This window comes from Streptomyces sp. NPDC058637 (assembly GCF_042717325.1).
In the GTDB taxonomy this organism is placed as follows: Bacteria; Actinomycetota; Actinomycetes; order Streptomycetales; family Streptomycetaceae; genus Streptomyces.
In genome coordinates this window covers 75356-91615 of sequence record NZ_JBHXRD010000033.1, presented here as the reverse complement: position 1 = coordinate 91615, position 16260 = coordinate 75356, and the positions used below count along the sequence as shown (strand labels likewise).

The 16260-nt window shown below is 73.4% G+C and carries 16 protein-coding genes and 3 pseudogenes; 13 read left to right on the top strand and 6 right to left on the bottom strand.

The genetic code is table 11. The features are described 5' to 3' along the window. Nucleotides 1-120 precede the first annotated feature (120 nt). Both ACFWVP_RS28060 and ACFWVP_RS28055 read right to left on the bottom strand, forming a co-directional pair. The gene (locus ACFWVP_RS28060) at nucleotides 121-849 is read right to left on the bottom strand and encodes a gamma-glutamyl-gamma-aminobutyrate hydrolase family protein (protein WP_384500744.1); all 729 of its coding nucleotides are present in this window, start codon (nucleotides 847-849) and stop codon (nucleotides 121-123) included. Nucleotides 850-961: 112 nt separating this feature from the next. Beyond that, a complete protein-coding gene (locus ACFWVP_RS28055) occupies nucleotides 962-1735 on the bottom strand; it encodes a FadR/GntR family transcriptional regulator (protein ID WP_384500743.1) in 774 nt (257 codons plus the stop codon). A gap of 52 nt (nucleotides 1736-1787) precedes the next feature. Between ACFWVP_RS28055 and ACFWVP_RS28050 the strand changes: the two genes are divergently transcribed. The 4 genes from ACFWVP_RS28050 to ACFWVP_RS28035 all read left to right on the top strand — a co-directional run bounded on the left by ACFWVP_RS28050 (nucleotide 1788) and on the right by ACFWVP_RS28035 (nucleotide 6357). Further along, nucleotides 1788-3149 (top strand): glutamine synthetase family protein, encoded by a 1362-nt coding sequence (locus tag ACFWVP_RS28050; RefSeq protein WP_384500742.1) that lies wholly within the window; start codon nucleotides 1788-1790, stop codon nucleotides 3147-3149. Nucleotides 3150-3247: 98 nt separating this feature from the next. Further along, entirely contained in the window at nucleotides 3248-4612 is a 1365-nt protein-coding gene (locus tag ACFWVP_RS28045) for an aldehyde dehydrogenase family protein (protein ID WP_384500751.1), read from the top strand. A 6-nt stretch (nucleotides 4613-4618) separates the two neighbouring features. Beyond that, entirely contained in the window at nucleotides 4619-5407 is a 789-nt protein-coding gene (locus ACFWVP_RS28040; protein WP_384500741.1) for a 3-oxoacyl-ACP reductase, read from the top strand. 23 nt (nucleotides 5408-5430) lie between these two features. Then, nucleotides 5431-6357: a DUF2510 domain-containing protein gene (locus tag ACFWVP_RS28035; RefSeq protein WP_384500740.1), complete on the top strand. Its 927-nt coding sequence runs from the start codon at nucleotides 5431-5433 to the stop codon at nucleotides 6355-6357. Nucleotides 6358-6359: 2 nt separating this feature from the next. Here the strand turns inward: ACFWVP_RS28035 and ACFWVP_RS28030 are convergent. Further along, nucleotides 6360-6864 (bottom strand): annotated as a pseudogene (locus ACFWVP_RS28030) (cupin). A gap of 84 nt (nucleotides 6865-6948) precedes the next feature. On the opposite strand from ACFWVP_RS28030, the pseudogene ACFWVP_RS28025 reads away from it, so the two are divergent. Next, a pseudogene (locus ACFWVP_RS28025) lies at nucleotides 6949-7088 on the top strand (alpha/beta hydrolase); the annotation flags it as partial. Further along, a pseudogene (locus tag ACFWVP_RS28020) lies at nucleotides 7083-7390 on the top strand (NAD(P)H-dependent oxidoreductase); the annotation flags it as partial. The pseudogenes ACFWVP_RS28025 and ACFWVP_RS28020, both read left to right, overlap by 6 nt. 69 nt (nucleotides 7391-7459) lie before the next feature. Here ACFWVP_RS28020 and ACFWVP_RS28015 read toward each other — a convergent pair. Continuing rightward, a complete protein-coding gene (locus ACFWVP_RS28015) occupies nucleotides 7460-8662 on the bottom strand; it encodes an amino acid deaminase/aldolase (RefSeq protein ID WP_384500739.1) in 1203 nt (400 codons plus the stop codon). A gap of 380 nt (nucleotides 8663-9042) precedes the next feature. Between ACFWVP_RS28015 and ACFWVP_RS28010 the strand changes: the two genes are divergently transcribed. Both ACFWVP_RS28010 and mycP read left to right on the top strand, forming a co-directional pair. Further along, nucleotides 9043-9984, top strand: coding sequence for a hypothetical protein (locus ACFWVP_RS28010; RefSeq protein WP_384500750.1), 942 nt, complete (start codon nucleotides 9043-9045; stop codon nucleotides 9982-9984). Beyond that, entirely contained in the window at nucleotides 9981-11156 is a 1176-nt protein-coding gene (gene mycP / locus ACFWVP_RS28005; protein WP_384500738.1) for a type VII secretion-associated serine protease mycosin, read from the top strand. Before ACFWVP_RS28010 ends, mycP begins: the two co-directional genes overlap by 4 nt. A 53-nt stretch (nucleotides 11157-11209) precedes the next feature. On the opposite strand, the gene ACFWVP_RS28000 is transcribed toward mycP, so the two are convergent. Next, nucleotides 11210-12115 carry a serine hydrolase gene (locus tag ACFWVP_RS28000; protein ID WP_384500737.1) on the bottom strand — a complete coding sequence of 302 codons (906 nt, stop codon included), beginning with the start codon at nucleotides 12113-12115 and terminating at the stop codon, nucleotides 11210-11212. Nucleotides 12116-12201: 86 nt separating this feature from the next. Between ACFWVP_RS28000 and ACFWVP_RS27995 the strand changes: the two genes are divergently transcribed. Next, nucleotides 12202-12930, top strand: a complete 729-nt coding sequence (locus ACFWVP_RS27995; RefSeq protein ID WP_384500736.1) for an SseB family protein — start codon at nucleotides 12202-12204, stop codon at nucleotides 12928-12930. A gap of 70 nt (nucleotides 12931-13000) precedes the next feature. Here ACFWVP_RS27995 and ACFWVP_RS27990 read toward each other — a convergent pair whose 3' ends face one another. Continuing rightward, complete coding sequence (locus tag ACFWVP_RS27990; RefSeq protein WP_384500735.1) at nucleotides 13001-13366, bottom strand: DUF1844 domain-containing protein; 366 nt, start codon at nucleotides 13364-13366, stop codon at nucleotides 13001-13003. A 353-nt stretch (nucleotides 13367-13719) separates the two neighbouring features. Here ACFWVP_RS27990 and infC point away from each other — a divergent pair, with 353 nt between their 5' ends. The 4 genes from infC to ACFWVP_RS27970 all read left to right on the top strand — a co-directional run bounded on the left by infC (nucleotide 13720) and on the right by ACFWVP_RS27970 (nucleotide 16258). Next, nucleotides 13720-14451 carry a translation initiation factor IF-3 gene (gene infC / locus ACFWVP_RS27985; RefSeq protein ID WP_384500734.1) on the top strand — a complete coding sequence of 244 codons (732 nt, stop codon included), beginning with the start codon at nucleotides 13720-13722 and terminating at the stop codon, nucleotides 14449-14451. Between the two features lie 120 nt (nucleotides 14452-14571). Further along, complete coding sequence (rpmI, locus tag ACFWVP_RS27980; protein WP_031097481.1) at nucleotides 14572-14766, top strand: 50S ribosomal protein L35; 195 nt, start codon at nucleotides 14572-14574, stop codon at nucleotides 14764-14766. Between the two features lie 113 nt (nucleotides 14767-14879). Beyond that, the gene (gene rplT, locus ACFWVP_RS27975; protein WP_007457565.1) at nucleotides 14880-15263 is read left to right on the top strand and encodes a 50S ribosomal protein L20; all 384 of its coding nucleotides are present in this window, start codon (nucleotides 14880-14882) and stop codon (nucleotides 15261-15263) included. 155 nt (nucleotides 15264-15418) lie between these two features. Beyond that, nucleotides 15419-16258 carry a TrmH family RNA methyltransferase gene (locus tag ACFWVP_RS27970; RefSeq protein WP_384500733.1) on the top strand — a complete coding sequence of 280 codons (840 nt, stop codon included), beginning with the start codon at nucleotides 15419-15421 and terminating at the stop codon, nucleotides 16256-16258. The last annotated feature ends 2 nt before the right edge of the window (nucleotides 16259-16260 follow it).

The window sequence follows — 16260 nt, the reverse complement described above, 5'->3', positions numbered from 1 at the left end:
GTCCCTACCCCCCCGGCCTTACCCCCCCGGCCTTACCCCCCGGTTTGGCCCCCCCGCCCCCCCCCCCCGCCACCCCGGGGCGCGGGGGGCCGGGTCGTGTCGTGCGTCCGGAGGCGGCCGTCAGACCCGGTGCGCGGCCGGACGCGCCGTTTCCGCCCCGGTCCGTGCCGCCTCCACCAGCGCCCGCATGACGCAGAGGTCGTCGCCCATCTCCGGATGCCACTGGACGCCCAGCACCCACCGCGCCCCCGGCAGCTCGACCGCCTCCACCGTGCCGTCCGCCGCGTGCGCGGACACCACGAGACCGGGCGCGAGCCGCTCCACGGCCTGGTGGTGGTACGTGGGTACGGACGCCACCCCGGGCACGAGTGAGGCGTACAGCGTCCCGGGCACCGGGGCCACCGGATGCTCGCCGAGGACGCCCGCCTTGCCGAACGGGCCGGTGTGGCCGTCCAGGTGCTGGGTCAGGGTGCCGCCCAGCGCCACGTTGAGCAGCTGCATGCCACGGCAGATGCCGAGCACCGGGGTGCCCGCCTCCATCGCCGCGGCGAGCAGCGCCAGCTCCCAGGCGTCGCGCTCGTGCGCCGGCGGCCCGGTCCTGAAGTCGCGCTCCGCGCCGTACAGCCCGGGATCGACATCGGCGCCGCCCGCGATCACGAGGCCGTCCAGCCGGGCCACCACGGCCGCGGCCCGCGCGGGCGCGTCCGGGGGCAGGAGGGCCGCGAGGCCGCCGGACCGCTGTACCAGCCGCGGATACGCCGAGGGGAGCACTGCCGCGGGGAGCTCCCAGACACCCCAGCGAGCCGCCGGCTCCAGATAGGTGGTGACGCCGATGAGCGGTTCGTGCATGGTGCGGTCCTTCCGGCGGGCGGTCTGCGGACCGGCCCAGTGCAATGGTGTTGCGTCATACCTTTGTTCGTACCGGGCCGCCGCGCAAGAGAGATGATCCGGAAGGGCTGGATCAAGCCAGGAATCCCCTCAGGAGCGCCGCCGTCCCGGCGCAGTGCTCCCGCATCACCGCGCGTGCCCCCTCCTCGTCGCCGTCGAGCACCGCGTCGACGAGCGCGGTGTGCTGGTGCTGCGAGTGCTCCAGGTTCCGCACGAGCAGGGGTATGCAGTCCAGCAGGTCGTTCACGGTCGCCCGGACCGCGGCGTACTGCGCGGTGAGCGAGGGGGAACCGGACAGCTCGGCCAGTGTCAGGTGAAACAGGGTGTCGAGCCTGCGGTAGTCGGGCAGAGGTGCCTCGTGTGTCGCCGTCAGAGCCGTACGCAGCCTCTCCGCGCCCTCCTCGTCGAGGCCGTGCGCCGCGCACAGTCCCGCCGCGCCCGCCTCCAGCACCTCGCGGAAGCGCAGGACGTCCTCGATGTCGACCGCCGCCACCCGGCGGCGCAGCTCGTCGCCGTCACCCGAACCGGTACGGGGGAGCACGAACGTACCGCCGTACCGGCCGCGTCTGGCCTCGGCCAGGCCCTGGTCCTGAAGCACCCTGAGCACCTCCCGCAGGGTGACGCGGCTGATGCCGAGGAGCTCGGCCAGGTCGCGCTCGGCCGGCAGCCGGCCGCCCGCCGGCACCAGGCCGAGCCGGACCACCTGGAGTATCTGCTCCAGGGCCTCCTCGAATCCGTTGCCCGCACGGACCGGCCGCAGCACGGGCAGCAGCCGGTCGAAGGCTCCGGAGTCCTCGGTCTCTTCCGCCACGTCCCGATTCCCTTCCCCCCAATGGTTTTCTCCCATACCTTAGACCGACCGGCCGTGCCTTCCCGCCGGCCGAGCGAGGAGCATCCCCGTGGCAGACCGCACACCCCCGCTCGGGACCGATGAGCTGCGCGTGCTCGTCGCGAGCGGCGAGATCGACACCGTGGTCCTCGCCTTCCCCGACATGCAGGGCCGGCTGCAGGGGAAGCGCTTCGCGGCGTCCTTCTTCCTCGACGAGGTCCTGGAGCACGGCACGGAGGGCTGCAACTACCTGCTCGCCGTCGACACGGACATGAACACCGTCGACGGCTTCGCGATGTCCTCCTGGTCCAACGGCTACGGCGACTTCGCCATGCGCCCGGACCTCGCCACCCTGCGCCGGATCCCGTGGCACGAGGGCACCGCCATGGTCCTGGCCGATCTCGCCTGGGAGGACGGCTCGCCCGTCGCCGCCGCGCCCCGTCAGATCCTCCGGCGGCAGCTGGAGCGGCTCGCCGGGCACGGGCTCACCGCCCATGTGGGGACCGAGCTCGAGTTCATCGTCTTCAAGGACACCTACGAGCAGGCCTGGGACCGCAACTACCGCGACCTGACCCCGGTCAACCAGTACAACATCGACTACTCCGTCCTGGGCACCGGCCGCATCGAGCCCCTGCTGCGCCGCATCCGCAACGAGATGGCGGGCGCGGGCCTGGCCGTCGAGTCCGCCAAGGGTGAGTGCAACCCCGGCCAGCACGAGATCGTCTTCCGCTACGACGAGGCCCTCGTCACCTGCGACCAGCACGCCGTCTACAAGACCGGCTCCAAGGAGATCGCCGCCCAGGAGGGCGTCGCGCTCACCTTCATGGCCAAGTTCAACGAGCGCGAGGGCAACTCCTGCCACATCCACCTCTCGCTCCAGGACACCGGCGGACGGAGCGTCATGGCCGGCGCGGACGGCACCATGTCGCCCGTGATGCGGCAGTTCCTCGCCGGGCAGCTCGCCGCGCTGCGCGACTTCTCCCTGCTCTACGCGCCGAACATCAACTCCTACAAGCGCTTCCAGCCCGGGTCCTTCGCCCCGACCGCCGTCGCCTGGGGCCACGACAACCGCACGTGCGCCCTGCGGGTCGTCGGCCACGGCCGCTCGATGCGCTTCGAGAACCGGCTGCCCGGCGGGGACGTCAACCCCTACCTCGCCGTCGCCGGACTCGTCGCCGCCGGACTCCACGGCATCGAGCACGGGCTGGAACTCCCCGAGGCGTGCGAGGGCAACGCCTACACCGCCGGATACGAACAGGTCCCCACCTCCCTCCGTGACGCCGCCGACCTCTGGGAGGACAGCGACGTGGCCCGGGAGGCCTTCGGCGACGACGTCGTCGCGCACTACCGCAACATGGCCCGCGTCGAGCTGGAGGCCTTCGACGCCGCGGTGACCGACTGGGAGCTCCGCCGCTCCTTCGAACGCCTGTGAGGAACCCCGTGACCAGCGAGCCCGTGACCCCCGACGCCGTGCCCCCCGGCCCGGCGACCCTCGAACCCGTGACGCCCGGCCCCGGGACCCCGGCCCCCCTGCCCACCGAGCACCGCGTGCTGAACCCCGCGACCGAGGAGCTCGTCGCGACCGTCCCCGCCACCACCGTCGCCGAGGTCCACGCGGCCGTCACCCGGGCCGCGGCGGCCCAGCGCACCTGGGCCGCCCTCGCCCCCGCCGACCGCGCAAGGCTGCTGCGCCGCTTCGCCGTCCTCGTCGACGAACACGCCGAGCGGCTGGCCCGGCTGGAGGTCACGGAGGCGGGCCACACCCTGGGCAACGCGCGCTGGGAGGCCGGCAACGTCCGCGACCTGCTCGACTACGCCGCCGGGGGAGTGGAGCGGCTCACCGGCCGCCAGATCCCCGTACCCGGCGGGATCGACGTCACCTTCCTCGAACCCCTCGGTGTCGTCGCGGTGATCGCCCCCTGGAACTTCCCCATGCCCGTCGCCGCCTGGGGCACCGCGCCCGCCCTCGCCGCCGGGAACGCCGTACTCCTCAAACCCGCCGAGACCACCCCGCTCACCGCCCTGCACCTGGCCCGGCTCGCCCTGGACGCCGGGCTGCCCGAGCACCTCTTCCAGGTGCTGCCCGGCGCGGGCGAGGTGACCGGCAACGCGCTCGTCGAACATCCCGGGGTCGCCAAGATCGTCTTCACCGGGTCCACCCGGGTCGGCAAGCGGATCATGGCCAGGTGCGCCGACCGCGTGAAGCGCCTCACCCTCGAACTCGGCGGCAAGAGCCCCACGCTCGTCTTCGCCGACGCCGACATCGAGGCCGCCGCCGCGGCCGCGCCCATGTCCTTCCTCGACAACGCGGGCCAGGACTGCTGCGCCCGGACCCGCGTCCTCGTCCAGCGGTCCGTGTACGACCGCTTCCTCGGCCTCCTCGCCCCCGCCGTCGCCTCGGTCGTCGTGGGCGACCCCGGCGACGAGCAGACGCAGATGGGCCCGCTGATCTCCCGGGCGCAGCTCGACCGGGTCCGCGCGTACGTCCCCGACGCCGCGGCCGGCATCCGGGGTACCGCCCCGGACGGCCCGGGCTTCTGGTTCCCGCCCACCGTCCTCACCGACGTACGTCCGGACGCGCCCGTCGCCACCGAGGAGGTCTTCGGGCCCGTCGCGGTGGTGCTGCCCTTCGACGACGAGGAGGACGCGGTCCGGCTGGCCAACGCCACCGAGTACGGCCTGGCCGGCTCCGTCTGGACCCGCGACGTGGGCCGCGCCCTGCGGGTCTCCCGAGCGGTCCGGGCGGGCAACCTGTCCGTCAACTCCCACTCCGCCGTGCGCTACTGGACCCCCTTCGGCGGCGTCAAGCAGTCCGGACTCGGCCGTGAACTGGGGCCCGACGCCCTCGCGGCTTTCACCGAAACCAAGAACGTCTTCATCGGCACGGAGGCCTGAACACGCATGACCACCGACCCCGGGAACATCTGCCGCCGCCTGACCGGCCGCACCGCCGTCATCACCGGAGCGGGCAGCGGCATCGGCCTCGCCACCGCGCGCAGGCTGGCGTCCGAAGGCGCCCACGTCGTCTGCGGCGACATCGACGAGACCGCGGGCCGGGCGGCCGCGGAGGAGGTGGGCGGCACCTTCGTACGCGTCGACGTGACCGAGCCCGAACAGGTGGAAGCGCTGTTCAGGGCCGCGTACGACACCTACGGCTCGGTCGACGTCGCGTTCAACAACGCCGGGATCTCGCCGCCCGACGACGACTCCATCCTCACCACCGGGCTGGAGGCGTGGAAGCGCGTCCAGGTCGTCAACCTCACCTCCGTCTACCTCTGCTGCAAGGCCGCCCTGCCCTACATGCGGCGCCAGCGACGCGGGTCCATCATCAACACCGCCTCCTTCGTGGCCCGGATGGGGGCGGCGACGTCCCAGATCTCGTACACCGCGTCCAAGGGCGGGGTGCTCGCCATGTCCCGTGAGCTCGGGGTGCAGTTCGCCCGTGAGGGCATCCGGGTCAACGCCCTGTGCCCGGGGCCGGTCGACACCCCGCTGCTGCGGGAACTCTTCGCCAAGGACCCGGAGCGCGCCGCCCGCCGGCTCGTGCACATCCCCGTCGGCCGGTTCGCCGACGCGACCGAGATCGCCGCCGCCGTCGCGTTCCTCGCGAGCGACGACTCCTCGTTCGTCAACGCCACGGACTTCCTCGTCGACGGCGGGATCTCGGGGGCTTACGTGACCCCGCTGTAGGACCTCTCCCTACAGTGGAGGGCATGAGCGACGCGACACCGCCCGGCTGGTACCCGGACGCGAACACACCCGGCACCGAGCGCTGGTGGGACGGCACGGCATGGACCGGACACACCCGGTCGGCCGCCGTCACGCACCCCATGGCGCTCCCGGCGCCGGCCGCGTCCCGGGTGCCCGCCCCCGGGGGCGGGCGCACCACCGGGACGGTCGCGGTCGCCGTGGCGGCCCTGGCGGTCGTCGCCGCGGCCGTCACCGTTTTCGTGGTGCTGGGCACGGACGGCGGTGACGGTGCCACGGGGCAGAGGCCCGGGCCCGGCGCCACCGCACCGCGGCCCGCCCCCACGGAGACCGGGAGCTCAGCCGCCGCGTCCCCCGACGACGACCCGCGAGTGCTCGTGGACCAGCTCAACGGCGTCACCCTGCGGGTGCCCGGAGGCTGGGAGAAGCCGGAGAGCACCCTGGACGACGCCTCCACGATGCGTACGGCCGGCTCCTACACCTGCCCCGGCGACTCGGGGAGCAACTGCTACCACGGCACGGTCACCGTACGCACGGCGAGCGGCGGCCGCACGTCCATGGAGGCGCTGGCCGACGAGGACATCCACAGGGCCGCCGACGCGGCCTACGAGGAGAACGCCGTCGGCGCCCCGGTCCACGGCGGGATCAGGTCCCACGACGTGCTGGCTTCCGAGTCCGTGAGCGTGGCCGGGCGCACCGGCCATCTGGTGCGGTGGCGGGTCACCACGGGCAAGGGCCCCGGCGGCTACGTGCAGTCACTGGTCTTCCCCTCGGCGGTGGGCAGCGAGACGCCGGTCGTCGTGCGCCTCGCCTTCGACGCGGGGAGGGACGAACTGCCGCTCTCCCTCATGGACACGATCACCGAGGGGATCCGCCCGCTCGGTGACAGCGCCACGGGCGGCGGCGTCGGCAGCACCGTGGGTCCCGGCTGACGTCAGGCGCCCTCGGGCGGAAGGGCGTACGGGCGGGGGAGGCTGACCACGATCGCCTCCTGTGTGCTGCGGGCGACGACGACCACGGCCTCCTCGGCGGGGTCGGGATTCTCCTCCCGGCGCGGCGCGGACGGCGGTACGAAGATGTAGTCACCGGGAGAGGTGCGCAGCCGGACCTCCTCCGGCTCCTCGCCGGAGTCGTCCAGGAAGACGAACTCGGGGTGCCCGCTGATCACATGGATGGCGGTCTCGGACTCGCCGTCACGGTCGTCGGAGGAAGAGGTCGAGGGGGCCACATGCGTCCGGCCCATCCACGGCTTCCCGGAACCGACGGTCTTCCCGCTGAGGCGGCGGACCTGCGCGTGCCGCCGGTCCGCGCGGTGTCCCCGTCCAGGGAGCCGGCGCGCATGTGGCGCAGACGGGTGTGCGGTGTGCCGCGGTGCGGCCCGGGGCGTCATGGAGATGAGGGTGGAACCCTTCACCGGGGGTCGTCAGCGGCTCGCTCATGGCAGGGACGCGCCAGAACCGCTGAAAGGGTGTCAAGAGGTGTCCTTTCCCCTTCACCTGCGGCAACGTCGCCGACCACCACGCCCCGAGGGCCTCCGCACCCGCGCCACGATCGTCGTGGTGCCCGGCCGGGGGGAGACCCGGCCACCTACACCCGGCTGGGCAGGCGGCTCGCCGCCGACGCCCACCGGGTCCGCGTCGTCGACGCCCCGGACCCCTCCGGTCCGCTGAAGTCGCTCCTCGATCCGCCCCCGCGGTACGCCCTGACCGGCAAGACCGTGTGCTGCCGCTGGCCACCGGGGGCAGCACCGCCCACGTCCTGGCCGTCGACTACGCGCTGCCGCCAGTCCTCAGCTCGCTGGGTGCCGCCCACATCACCCAGCGCTGGTTCACGCTCGACAGGGACATCACCGTCGGCGCCGACGGCACGCTGACCGTCGCGCCGGGCTCCGCCAAGGCCCTGGACCAGGTGACGGACCGGTTCTCCGCCCAGCTGGGCGACCGGGCGGCGGTGGCGGCCGCCGCGGAACGACGAAGGGCGAACGGGCGGACGGGCCGGACGGGCGGTGTCGACCCCGCCCGGCCGGCACGAGGCCTAGAGGAACGTACGGCCCTCGCCGCGGTACGTCGGTACGGTCGCCGTGATCCGGTCGCCCTCGATCAGCCGCAGCTCGTCGAAGCGCTCACACAGCTCACCCGCCTTGGCGTGCCGGAACCACACCTTGTCGCCGATCAGCAGATCGTCCGCGGGCGGGCCGAGCAGTGGCGTCTGCACCTCTCCCGGGCCCTCCTGCGGGTCGTAGCGCAGCCCCTCGGGCAGGTACGGGACCGGCAGCCGGTCGGGACCCGCCGCCCCGGACGCCGGATAGCCACCGCCCAGCACCGTCACCACACCCACGCCCGGCCGCCGGACCACCGGCTGCGCGAACAGGGCGGCCGGACGGCCGGTGAACGAGGTGTAGTTGTCGAACAGCCGCGGGACGTACAGCCCCGACCCGGCCGCGATCTCGGTCACCGCGGCCTCCGCCGCCGTGTGCTGCACGCTGCCGGTGCCGCCCCCGTTCACGAACTCCAGGTCCGGCGTCACGGCCCGGACCGCCCGCACGACCTCCGCCCGCCGGACCACCAGTTCCCTGCGGGCCGTCGCCTGCATCAGCCGGACCGCCCGCGACCTCAGCGGCCGGCCGGCCACCGAGTCGCCGACGCCGGCGACATGGCCCTCGTACGCCATCAGCCCCACCAGCCGGAAGCCCGGCCTGCGGGCCACCGAGCGGGCCAGATCGGCCAGTTGGGCGGGGGAGCGCAGCGGGGAGCGCAGCGCGCCGATCCGGACCCGGCCGCCGAGCATCCGCAGTGAGGTGTCCAGCTCCAGACAGACCCGGACCTCCTCCGTCCCGCCGGACCGCGCCGCGTCGATCAGCTCCAGCTGCGCGTGGTCGTCGACCATCACGGTCACGGACGCCGCCAGCTTCGGATCGGCCGCCAGCTCGGCGTACGCGGCCCGGTCGGCCGACGGGTAGGCCAGCAGGACGTCGTCGAAACCGGCCCGGGCCAGCCACAGCGACTCCGCCAGGGTGAACGACATGATCCCGGCGAACCCGGGGCGTGCCAGGACCCGCTCCAGCAGGGCACGGCAGCGCACCGACTTGCTCGCCACCCGGACCGGCTTCCCGCCCGCCCTGCGCACGAGGTCGTCGGCATTGGCGTCGAAGGCCTCCAGATCGACCACGGCCACGGGGGCGTCGAGATGGGCGGTGGCCCGGTCGTACCGGGTCCGGTCAGCGGCGCGGGCAGTCATGGCCGCAGCTTGCCAGACGGCCGTACCGCTGGGTAGGGGGACGTTCGGCGCAGATCCCCCGTGCCCTCCGTCCCGTTCCCACCGGGCGCCCGCCACCCCGTAGAGTGACCGTCACGCGGATGACCGTCGGCCTTGTCCGGGACGGTGATCCGCAGGCGGTACGGGGACGTGGACCAGGGGGCCGGATGAGTACCGAAGCGCGACGCGCTCCTGTGCCGCCCCGCCCGGACACCCCGCCCCCCGTACCCACCGGGCCTCCGTCGCACAGCGACCGGACCACCCCGCCGCCGGACGGCCGGCCCGCGCCACAGTCCCCGGCAGACCCCCCGTCCGTGGAGACGACCGCCCGGCTGCGCGCCGTCCCGCCCGCCCGCCCGGCCGTGCCCCCGCCGCCCTCGCCTCCGCCCTCGTCGCCGCCCGCCACCCGGCGCAGGCCCGTCGGTGCGGTCGACCTCACCCCGCGCCCGGGTACCGCCCCCGCCCCGCCGGGCGCGTACTACGGGTACACACAGGCGCCCGCCGAGACGCCCGTCGAGACCACCACCCGCCTGCGCCCCGTGAAGACCCGGCACCCGGCCAGGACCGCTGCCGCCGCGGCCTGCGTCGTGCTCGGCCTCGGACTGATCGGCGGCGCCGTCACCGGCAGCTGGCTCACCGGGAACTCCGCCGCCGAGCCCGGCGCCGACGACGCGTACACCGTGGGCCGGTCCGCCTGGCACAGCGTGCCGGTCGACACCCTCTTCCCGCGCACCCTCAAGGGCGAGGGAGCGGGACCCGGAGCCACCGACCGGGCCTGGACCCGGGTCGCCGTCGCCTCCGACAGCGGCTGCGCGGCCGGCCTGGACCCGCTGCTGCTCAAGGCGCTCCGGCCCGTCGGCTGCGCACGCATGGTGCGGGCCACCTACACCGACGCCACACACAGCAGCGTCACCACCGTCGGCATGGTCTTCACCGAGGGGGACGCCGCGAAGATGAGCGCGCTGAGCACCCGGTTCACCGACCAGCGCCTCGGCGCGCGGGCCGACCTCATGCCCCGTACCTACCCGGCCGAAGGCACCGTCGCCGAAGGCTTCGGTGACGGGCAGCGCGCCAGCTGGACGGTCCACGTACTGACCGAGGTGCCCGTCGTCGTGTTCGCCGTCTCCGGCTTCGCCGACGGACGCGGTGTCGCCGAGCCGCAGCCCGCCGCCGCGGCCATGGCGTCGGGCGCCACGACGACCCCGGCCCAGGCCGGACTCGGCCACGAGGCCGAGGGGATCGCCGACCGGGTGGAGCGCACCCTGCGAAAGACGGTCACCGACCTCACGGAGAAGCCGGAATGACCCGCCCCCACCGGTACCGCGCCGTCGTCGCGGTGGCCACGGCCGCCGCGTTCACCCTGCTGCCCGCCGTACCCGCCCACGCGGACGCCATCCGCGACCAGCAGTGGGGCCTGGAGGCCCTCCACACCGACCGGGCCTGGCAGACCACGAAGGGCGAGGGCATCACCGTCGCCGTCCTGGACACCGGAGTCGACGGAAGCCACCCCGACCTCGAAGGCCAGGTGCTGCCCGGCAAGGACCTCATCGGCTTCGGAGCCGAACGCGGCGACAGGTCCTGGGCCCTGCACGGCACCGCGATGGCCGGCATCATCGCGGGCCACGGCAGCGGCCCCGGACGGGGCGAGGGCGTGCTCGGTGTGGCACCGGAGGCGAAGATCCTGCCCGGCCGGGTGATCCTCGAGTCCAACGACCCGTCCCGCACCAAGGCCCGCCAGTCACGCGGCACCGCACTCGCCGAGGGCATCCGCTGGGCCACCGACCAGGGCGCCGACGTCATCAACCTCTCCCTCGGCGACGACAGCAAGTCCGCCCACCCCGAGCCGAGCGAGGACGCCGCCGTCCAGTACGCCCTGGGCAAGGGCGTGTCCGTCGTCGCCTCGGCGGGCAACAGCGGGGAGAAGGGCGACCGCGTCTCGTACCCCGCCGCCTACCCCGGTGTGATCGCCGTCGCCGCCGTCGACAAGTACGGCACACACGCCGCGTTCTCCACCCGCCGCTGGTACGCCACGGTCAGCGCGCCCGGCGTCGACATCGTCGTCGCCAACCCCGACCGGCACTACTACATCGAGTGGGGCACCTCCGCCGCCTCGGCGTTCGTCTCCGGAGCCGTCGCCCTCATCCGCGCCGCCCACCCGGACCTGTCGCCCGCGCAGGTCAGGACCCTGCTCGCGGACACCGCGCGAAACCCCCCCGAGAACGGCCGGGACGACGCCCGGGGCTACGGCCTGGCCGACCCCGCCGCCGCGATCGAGGCCGGGGCGAAGCCGACCCCCGAAGGCCTGGGCGCCAAGTCCGCGCCGGCCGGCTACCGCGAGCAGTACTTCGGACCCGGCCCCGCACCGAAGCCGCGGCAGGAGGACCCGGCCGGCTGGCTGGCCCCCGCCGCCGGCGGACTCGGCGCGGTCCTGCTGGCCCTGGCCGTGGTCCTCTGGCGCGGCACCGGACGTCGCTGAGAGCCCAGGGACCGCCACAGGCGCCGGTACGCCGTCGGCCGTGTCCCCCGCTGTCACCGACCTGGGCGGAGGGCGGCCAGTGCCGCTTCTGCCATGGACTCGACCAGGGCTACGCCTGATTCCTTCGTCGCGTGGCCGCGGGACAGTACCGCCAGCAGGTAGGTGTGTCCGCCGCTCTCCACCCGGCCGATGCTGTTGATGTCCCACAGCCCGGTCGTCGTCCGGGGCATCCAGCCGTTCTTCAACGCCCAGCCGGTGCCCGCCGCGGACACCCCCCACCGCTGGTCCGCCTCCACCTCGCCCATCAGGTCCGTCAGATACGCGCGGGAGGCCTCGGACAGCTCCGAATCCGTGCCGAACACCGCCTCCAGCAGACGCACCTGGTCCGCGGCCGTGGTCTGCGTCAGCCCCCACGCGTGCGCGGCCGTCGTCGCGGTCAGCCCCAGCCGTACGTTCGCCGCGTCCAGCCCCGCCTCGCCGCCGACCACCTTCAGCAGCTCGGTGGCCGAGGTGTTGTCGCTGCGCCGGATCATGGCGTCCGCCCGGGCGAGCTCGGCGCCGCTCAGCTCCCGCCCCTCGTCCTGTGCCAGGAGCAGCAGCGCCGCCAGGATGTCGACCTTGACGATGCTGGCGGTGTCGTACGCCCCGTCCCCGTACGCCGCGCTCTGCCCGCTCTCCGTGTCCAGCACCGCCACCGACACGTCCACCGACGCGTCGGCGTCGGCGGCCAGGGGCGCCAGCGCCTCGGCCAGCTCCGCGTCCAGATCCACCTCGGGCTCCTCGCTCGTGTCCGCCGGGGCCGACGGGCCCGATGCGGAGGATACGGATGCCACGGCGCCCGGCGCGGGATCCGGCGAGCGACCCACCAGACAGGCGGCGCCCGCTGCGCAGAGCGCCGGCAGGACGAAGGCCGTCACGCAGGCGGGCAGCGCGGACCTGCGCGTTCTGTGTCGGGGCATGGTCCGGAGGCTGGGAACCGCAGCTGGCAGCAGCCTGTGTCCGACCTGTCGCCCGGGTGGGAGAACCGGTCCACTACGCTCCTGGTGTGGCGCTCAAGAACATTCCGGACCCCGGTTTCTCCGACGACGACGGCACGGCCGCCCCCGAACTGACCGCGGCGCTCGCCGCGTGGGCGGAGGACCGCACGGCCGTCGGCCCGGTCCTGGCGGCGCTCCGCGGCGCCAGGCTCCTCGTGCCGGTCGTCGCCGTCCTCGGCGAGGTCGAGGAGGACGAGAACGGGCTGCGCCGCGAGAAGACCAGTGACATGGCCGTGCCGACCCTGCAGGCCGGGGACCGGCGGGCGCTGCCCGCCTTCACCTCCACCGCCACGCTGGCCCGGTGGGACCCGCGGGCCCGCCCCGTCGCCGTACCCCTGCATCAGGCCCTGCGGGCCGCCGCGCACGAGAAGGCCGACACCGTGGTGCTCGACCTCGCCGGACCGGTGGCCTTCGAGCTCACCGGTCCGGCGCTGCTGGCCCTGGCCGAGAACCGCACCAGTGCCGACCCGCTCGACGATCCGGCCGTCGTCGCCGCCGTCCGGGACGCCGTCGCCGCGGAACCAGCGGTCCTCCGCGCCCACCTCGGCCCCGGCCGGGCCGACGGCACCCTCGCGCTGGTCCTCACCCCGGACGCCGTGGTGGCCGAGGCCGCCCGCCGGGTGGCCGACGCGCTGTCGGCCAGTGAGGTGCTCCGCGCCCGGCTGGTCCACGGCATCGACCTGGCGCTCCTGCCCGCCGACGCCGAAGCCCCCGGCGAGCCCCTCTTCACCCGCTGACACACGCGAGAGCCCGCCGCCCGTCACGGTCACGGGCAGCGGGCTCGGAAGGCTCGGGGCCTGGGGCGGACTAGCCGTAGACGGGGCCCGTGTACTTCTCGCCGGGGCCCTGGCCGGGCTCGTCCGGCACGAGGGACGCCTCGCGGAAGGCCAGCTGGAGCGACTTCAGGCCGTCGCGCAGCGGCGAGGCGTGGAAGGTGCTGATCTCGGTGGTGCTCGCGTCGAGCAGGCCGGCCAGGGCCTGGACCAGCTTGCGGGCCTCGTCCAGGTCCTTGTGCTGCTCGCCCTCCTCGGTCAGGCCGAGCTTCACGGCGGCGGCGCTCATCAGATTGACGGCGACGGTCACGATCACCTCGACCGCGGGGACCTCCGCGATGTCGCGGGCCATGTCGTCGAAGCCGGGGGTCTCGGTGCTGGGGGTGGTCGCGTCACTCATGCCCCACACGATAAGGCCACGTCGGGACGCCTCCGTCTGGGGGAGCGGGTAGCGACCGGCGGCGGGCACGGGCGGGAAGCGCGACGGAACAGCGCGTTCGCCGCCGGTCCCCGGAGCTGCTAACCTCGTGTAACGACCGGCCGGACACCTATGTGCTCGGCCCACAAGTGGAGGCTCCGATCTCCCACCCGACTGTCCTCACGGACGGCGGGTCACCGGTCAGGCGGCGACCATCGTTCCGTACGGACGATGGAGTTGCTCGATGCGCCCCGCGGTTGACCGCGGCGGTGTTCCGGTATTTCCAGGAGCCCCGCCTGTGTCCCGTCCGGGGCATTTTTCCGTTCCCGGCTCGGTTGGTCTCACGAAACAGACGTTACGCGGCTTCTCCCCAGGCAGCCGCGTGGTGCTACCGAGGAGGATCCATCAGCGCCGAGCCCCGCATCAACGACCGGATTCGCGTTCCCGAGGTGCGACTTGTCGGTCCCAGCGGCGAGCAGGTCGGAATTGTTCCGCTTGCCAAGGCCCTGGAGCTCGCACAGGAGTACGACCTCGACCTGGTCGAGGTGGCGGCGACAGCCCGTCCCCCCGTGTGCAAGCTCATGGACTACGGGAAGTTCAAGTACGAGTCGGCCATGAAGGCCCGTGAGGCGCGCAAGAACCAGGCGCACACGGTCATCAAGGAGATGAAACTCCGGCCGAAGATCGACCCGCACGACTACGACACCAAAAAGGGTCACGTCGTCCGGTTCCTCAAGCAGGGGGACAAGGTCAAGATCACGATCATGTTCCGTGGTCGTGAGCAGTCCCGCCCCGAGCTGGGCTTCCGTCTGCTGCAGCGTCTCGCATCGGACGTCGAGGATCTCGGCTTCATCGAGTCGAACCCGAAGCAGGACGGCCGGAACATGATCATGGTTCTGGGCCCGCACAAGAAGAAGACCGAAGCCATGGCCGAAGCCCGCGAGGCCCAGGCCGCCCGCAAGGCGGAGCGTCAGGGGTACACCCCGGACGCCGAGTCCGAGGGTGAGACCGCCGAGGCCCCGGCCGAGGCTGCCGACGCTCCGGCCGAGACACCTTCCGAGGCGTGACCTCCGGGGGCCGCCATCCAGGCGCCCCCGGGTCCCTCGGGAACCACCCAAAGATCTGACGCCCCCGCAGTCCGGTGCCCGCACCGAGAGGGGCGCCACTGACGAGGAGAGAACGGCGCCATGCCGAAGAACAAGACGCACAGCGGTGCCAGCAAGCGCTTCAAGATCACCGGCTCCGGCAAGGTGCTCCGTGAGAAGGCCGGCAAGCGCCACCTGCTCGAGCACAAGTCGTCCAAGAAGACCCGCTCGCTGACCGGCACGGTCGTCGTGGCTCCGGCCGACGTCAAGAAGGTCAAGAAGCTTCTCGGCAAGTGAGTCGCGGCCTCCGGTGAATCCGGAGGCACGCCCTCGATCCGACCGGGACCAATTCGTTTCCGGGCCGGGTGAGTTCCACTGCGACCACCCGTCCCCGCTGCAAGGAGTCAAAAGTGGCACGCGTCAAGCGGGCGGTAAACGCCCACAAGAAGCGCCGGGCGATCCTCGAGGCCGCCAAGGGCTACCGCGGTCAGCGTTCGCGCCTGTACCGCAAGGCCAAGGAGCAGGTCACCCACTCCCTGGTCTACAACTACAACGACCGCAAGAAGCGCAAGGGCGACTTCCGTCAGCTCTGGATCCAGCGCATCAACGCGGCTGCCCGCCAGAACGGCATGACGTACAACCGCCTCATCCAGGGTCTGAAGGCCGCCAACATCGAGGTGGACCGCAAGATCCTGGCCGAGCTCGCGGTCAACGACGCCAACGCGTTCGCCGCTCTCGTCGAGGTCGCTCAGAAGGCCCTCCCGAGCGACGTCAACGCCCCGAAGGCCGCCTGATCCAGGCAGCTCTTCCAGAGGTGGTCGGCCGGACCCGCAGGCGCAGGTTGTCTGCGGGTCCGGTGCGTTGAAGGACGCTTCGCGTACGTGGACATCCGTACGCGGAGAAACGTACGCAGAGAAGCAGAGTTACGCAGAGAGGCTCGCCGCCGACCATGGCCACCCCCGAAGTGATCTCCGCGCGCTCACCGCGCGTCGCCGCCGCACGACGGCTGGCCAGGCGCAACTTCCGCGGCAAGGAGCGCAGGTTTCTCGCCGAGGGGCCGCAGGCCGTGCGGGAGGCCGCGGGACACCGGGGGAGTGACGGCGAACCCACGCTGATCGAGCTGTTCGCCACCGCCGAGGCCGCCGACCGGTACGCCGACATCGTCGAAGCCGCCCAGGCCGCGGGCGCCCGGGTGCACCTCGCGGACGGCGACGTGCTGGCCGACGTCTCGCAGACCGTCACCCCGCAGGGCCTGATCGGCGTCTGCCGCTTCCTGGACGCGCCGTTCGAGGAGATCCTCGCGGCGAAGCCCAAGCTGGTCGCCGTGCTCGCCCACGTACGCGACCCGGGGAACGCCGGTACGGTGCTGCGCTGCGCCGACGCCGCCGGCGCCGACGCGGTCGTGCTCACCGACGCGTCCGTGGACCTCTACAACCCCAAGTCGGTCCGTGCCTCCGTCGGTTCACTGTTCCACCTGCCGGTGGCCGTCGGCGTACCCGTCGAGCAGGCCGTGCGAGGGCTGCGGGACGCCGGTGTGCGCATCCTCGCGGCGGACGGCGCGGGCACCGACGACCTCGACGACGAGCTCGACGCGGGCACCATGGGCGGACCCACCGCCTGGGTGTTCGGCAACGAGGCGTGGGGTCTGCCGGAGGAGACGCGGGCACTGGCCGACGCCGTCGTCCGGGTCCCGATCCACGGCAAGGCGGAGAGCCTCAATCTCGCAACCGCGGCCGCCGTCTGCCTCTACGCCTCCGCACGGGCCCAGCGCCCGCGGCGCACCGGCTGAGG

Coding starts and splice junctions, on each gene's coding strand:
- ACFWVP_RS28000 (WP_384500737.1), bottom strand. CDS start 12,115: ATGCCCCGACACAGAACGCGCAGGTCCGCGCTGCCCGCCTGCGTGACG.
- ACFWVP_RS28040 (WP_384500741.1), top strand. CDS start 4,619: ATGACCACCGACCCCGGGAACATCTGCCGCCGCCTGACCGGCCGCACC.
- ACFWVP_RS28015 (WP_384500739.1), bottom strand. CDS start 8,662: ATGACTGCCCGCGCCGCTGACCGGACCCGGTACGACCGGGCCACCGCC.
- ACFWVP_RS28055 (WP_384500743.1), bottom strand. CDS start 1,735: ATGGGAGAAAACCATTGGGGGGAAGGGAATCGGGACGTGGCGGAAGAG.
- rpmI (WP_031097481.1), top strand. CDS start 14,572: ATGCCGAAGAACAAGACGCACAGCGGTGCCAGCAAGCGCTTCAAGATC.
- mycP (WP_384500738.1), top strand. CDS start 9,981: ATGACCCGCCCCCACCGGTACCGCGCCGTCGTCGCGGTGGCCACGGCC.
- ACFWVP_RS28035 (WP_384500740.1), top strand. CDS start 5,431: ATGAGCGACGCGACACCGCCCGGCTGGTACCCGGACGCGAACACACCC.
- ACFWVP_RS27990 (WP_384500735.1), bottom strand. CDS start 13,366: ATGAGTGACGCGACCACCCCCAGCACCGAGACCCCCGGCTTCGACGAC.
- ACFWVP_RS27970 (WP_384500733.1), top strand. CDS start 15,419: ATGGCCACCCCCGAAGTGATCTCCGCGCGCTCACCGCGCGTCGCCGCC.
- ACFWVP_RS28060 (WP_384500744.1), bottom strand. CDS start 849: ATGCACGAACCGCTCATCGGCGTCACCACCTATCTGGAGCCGGCGGCT.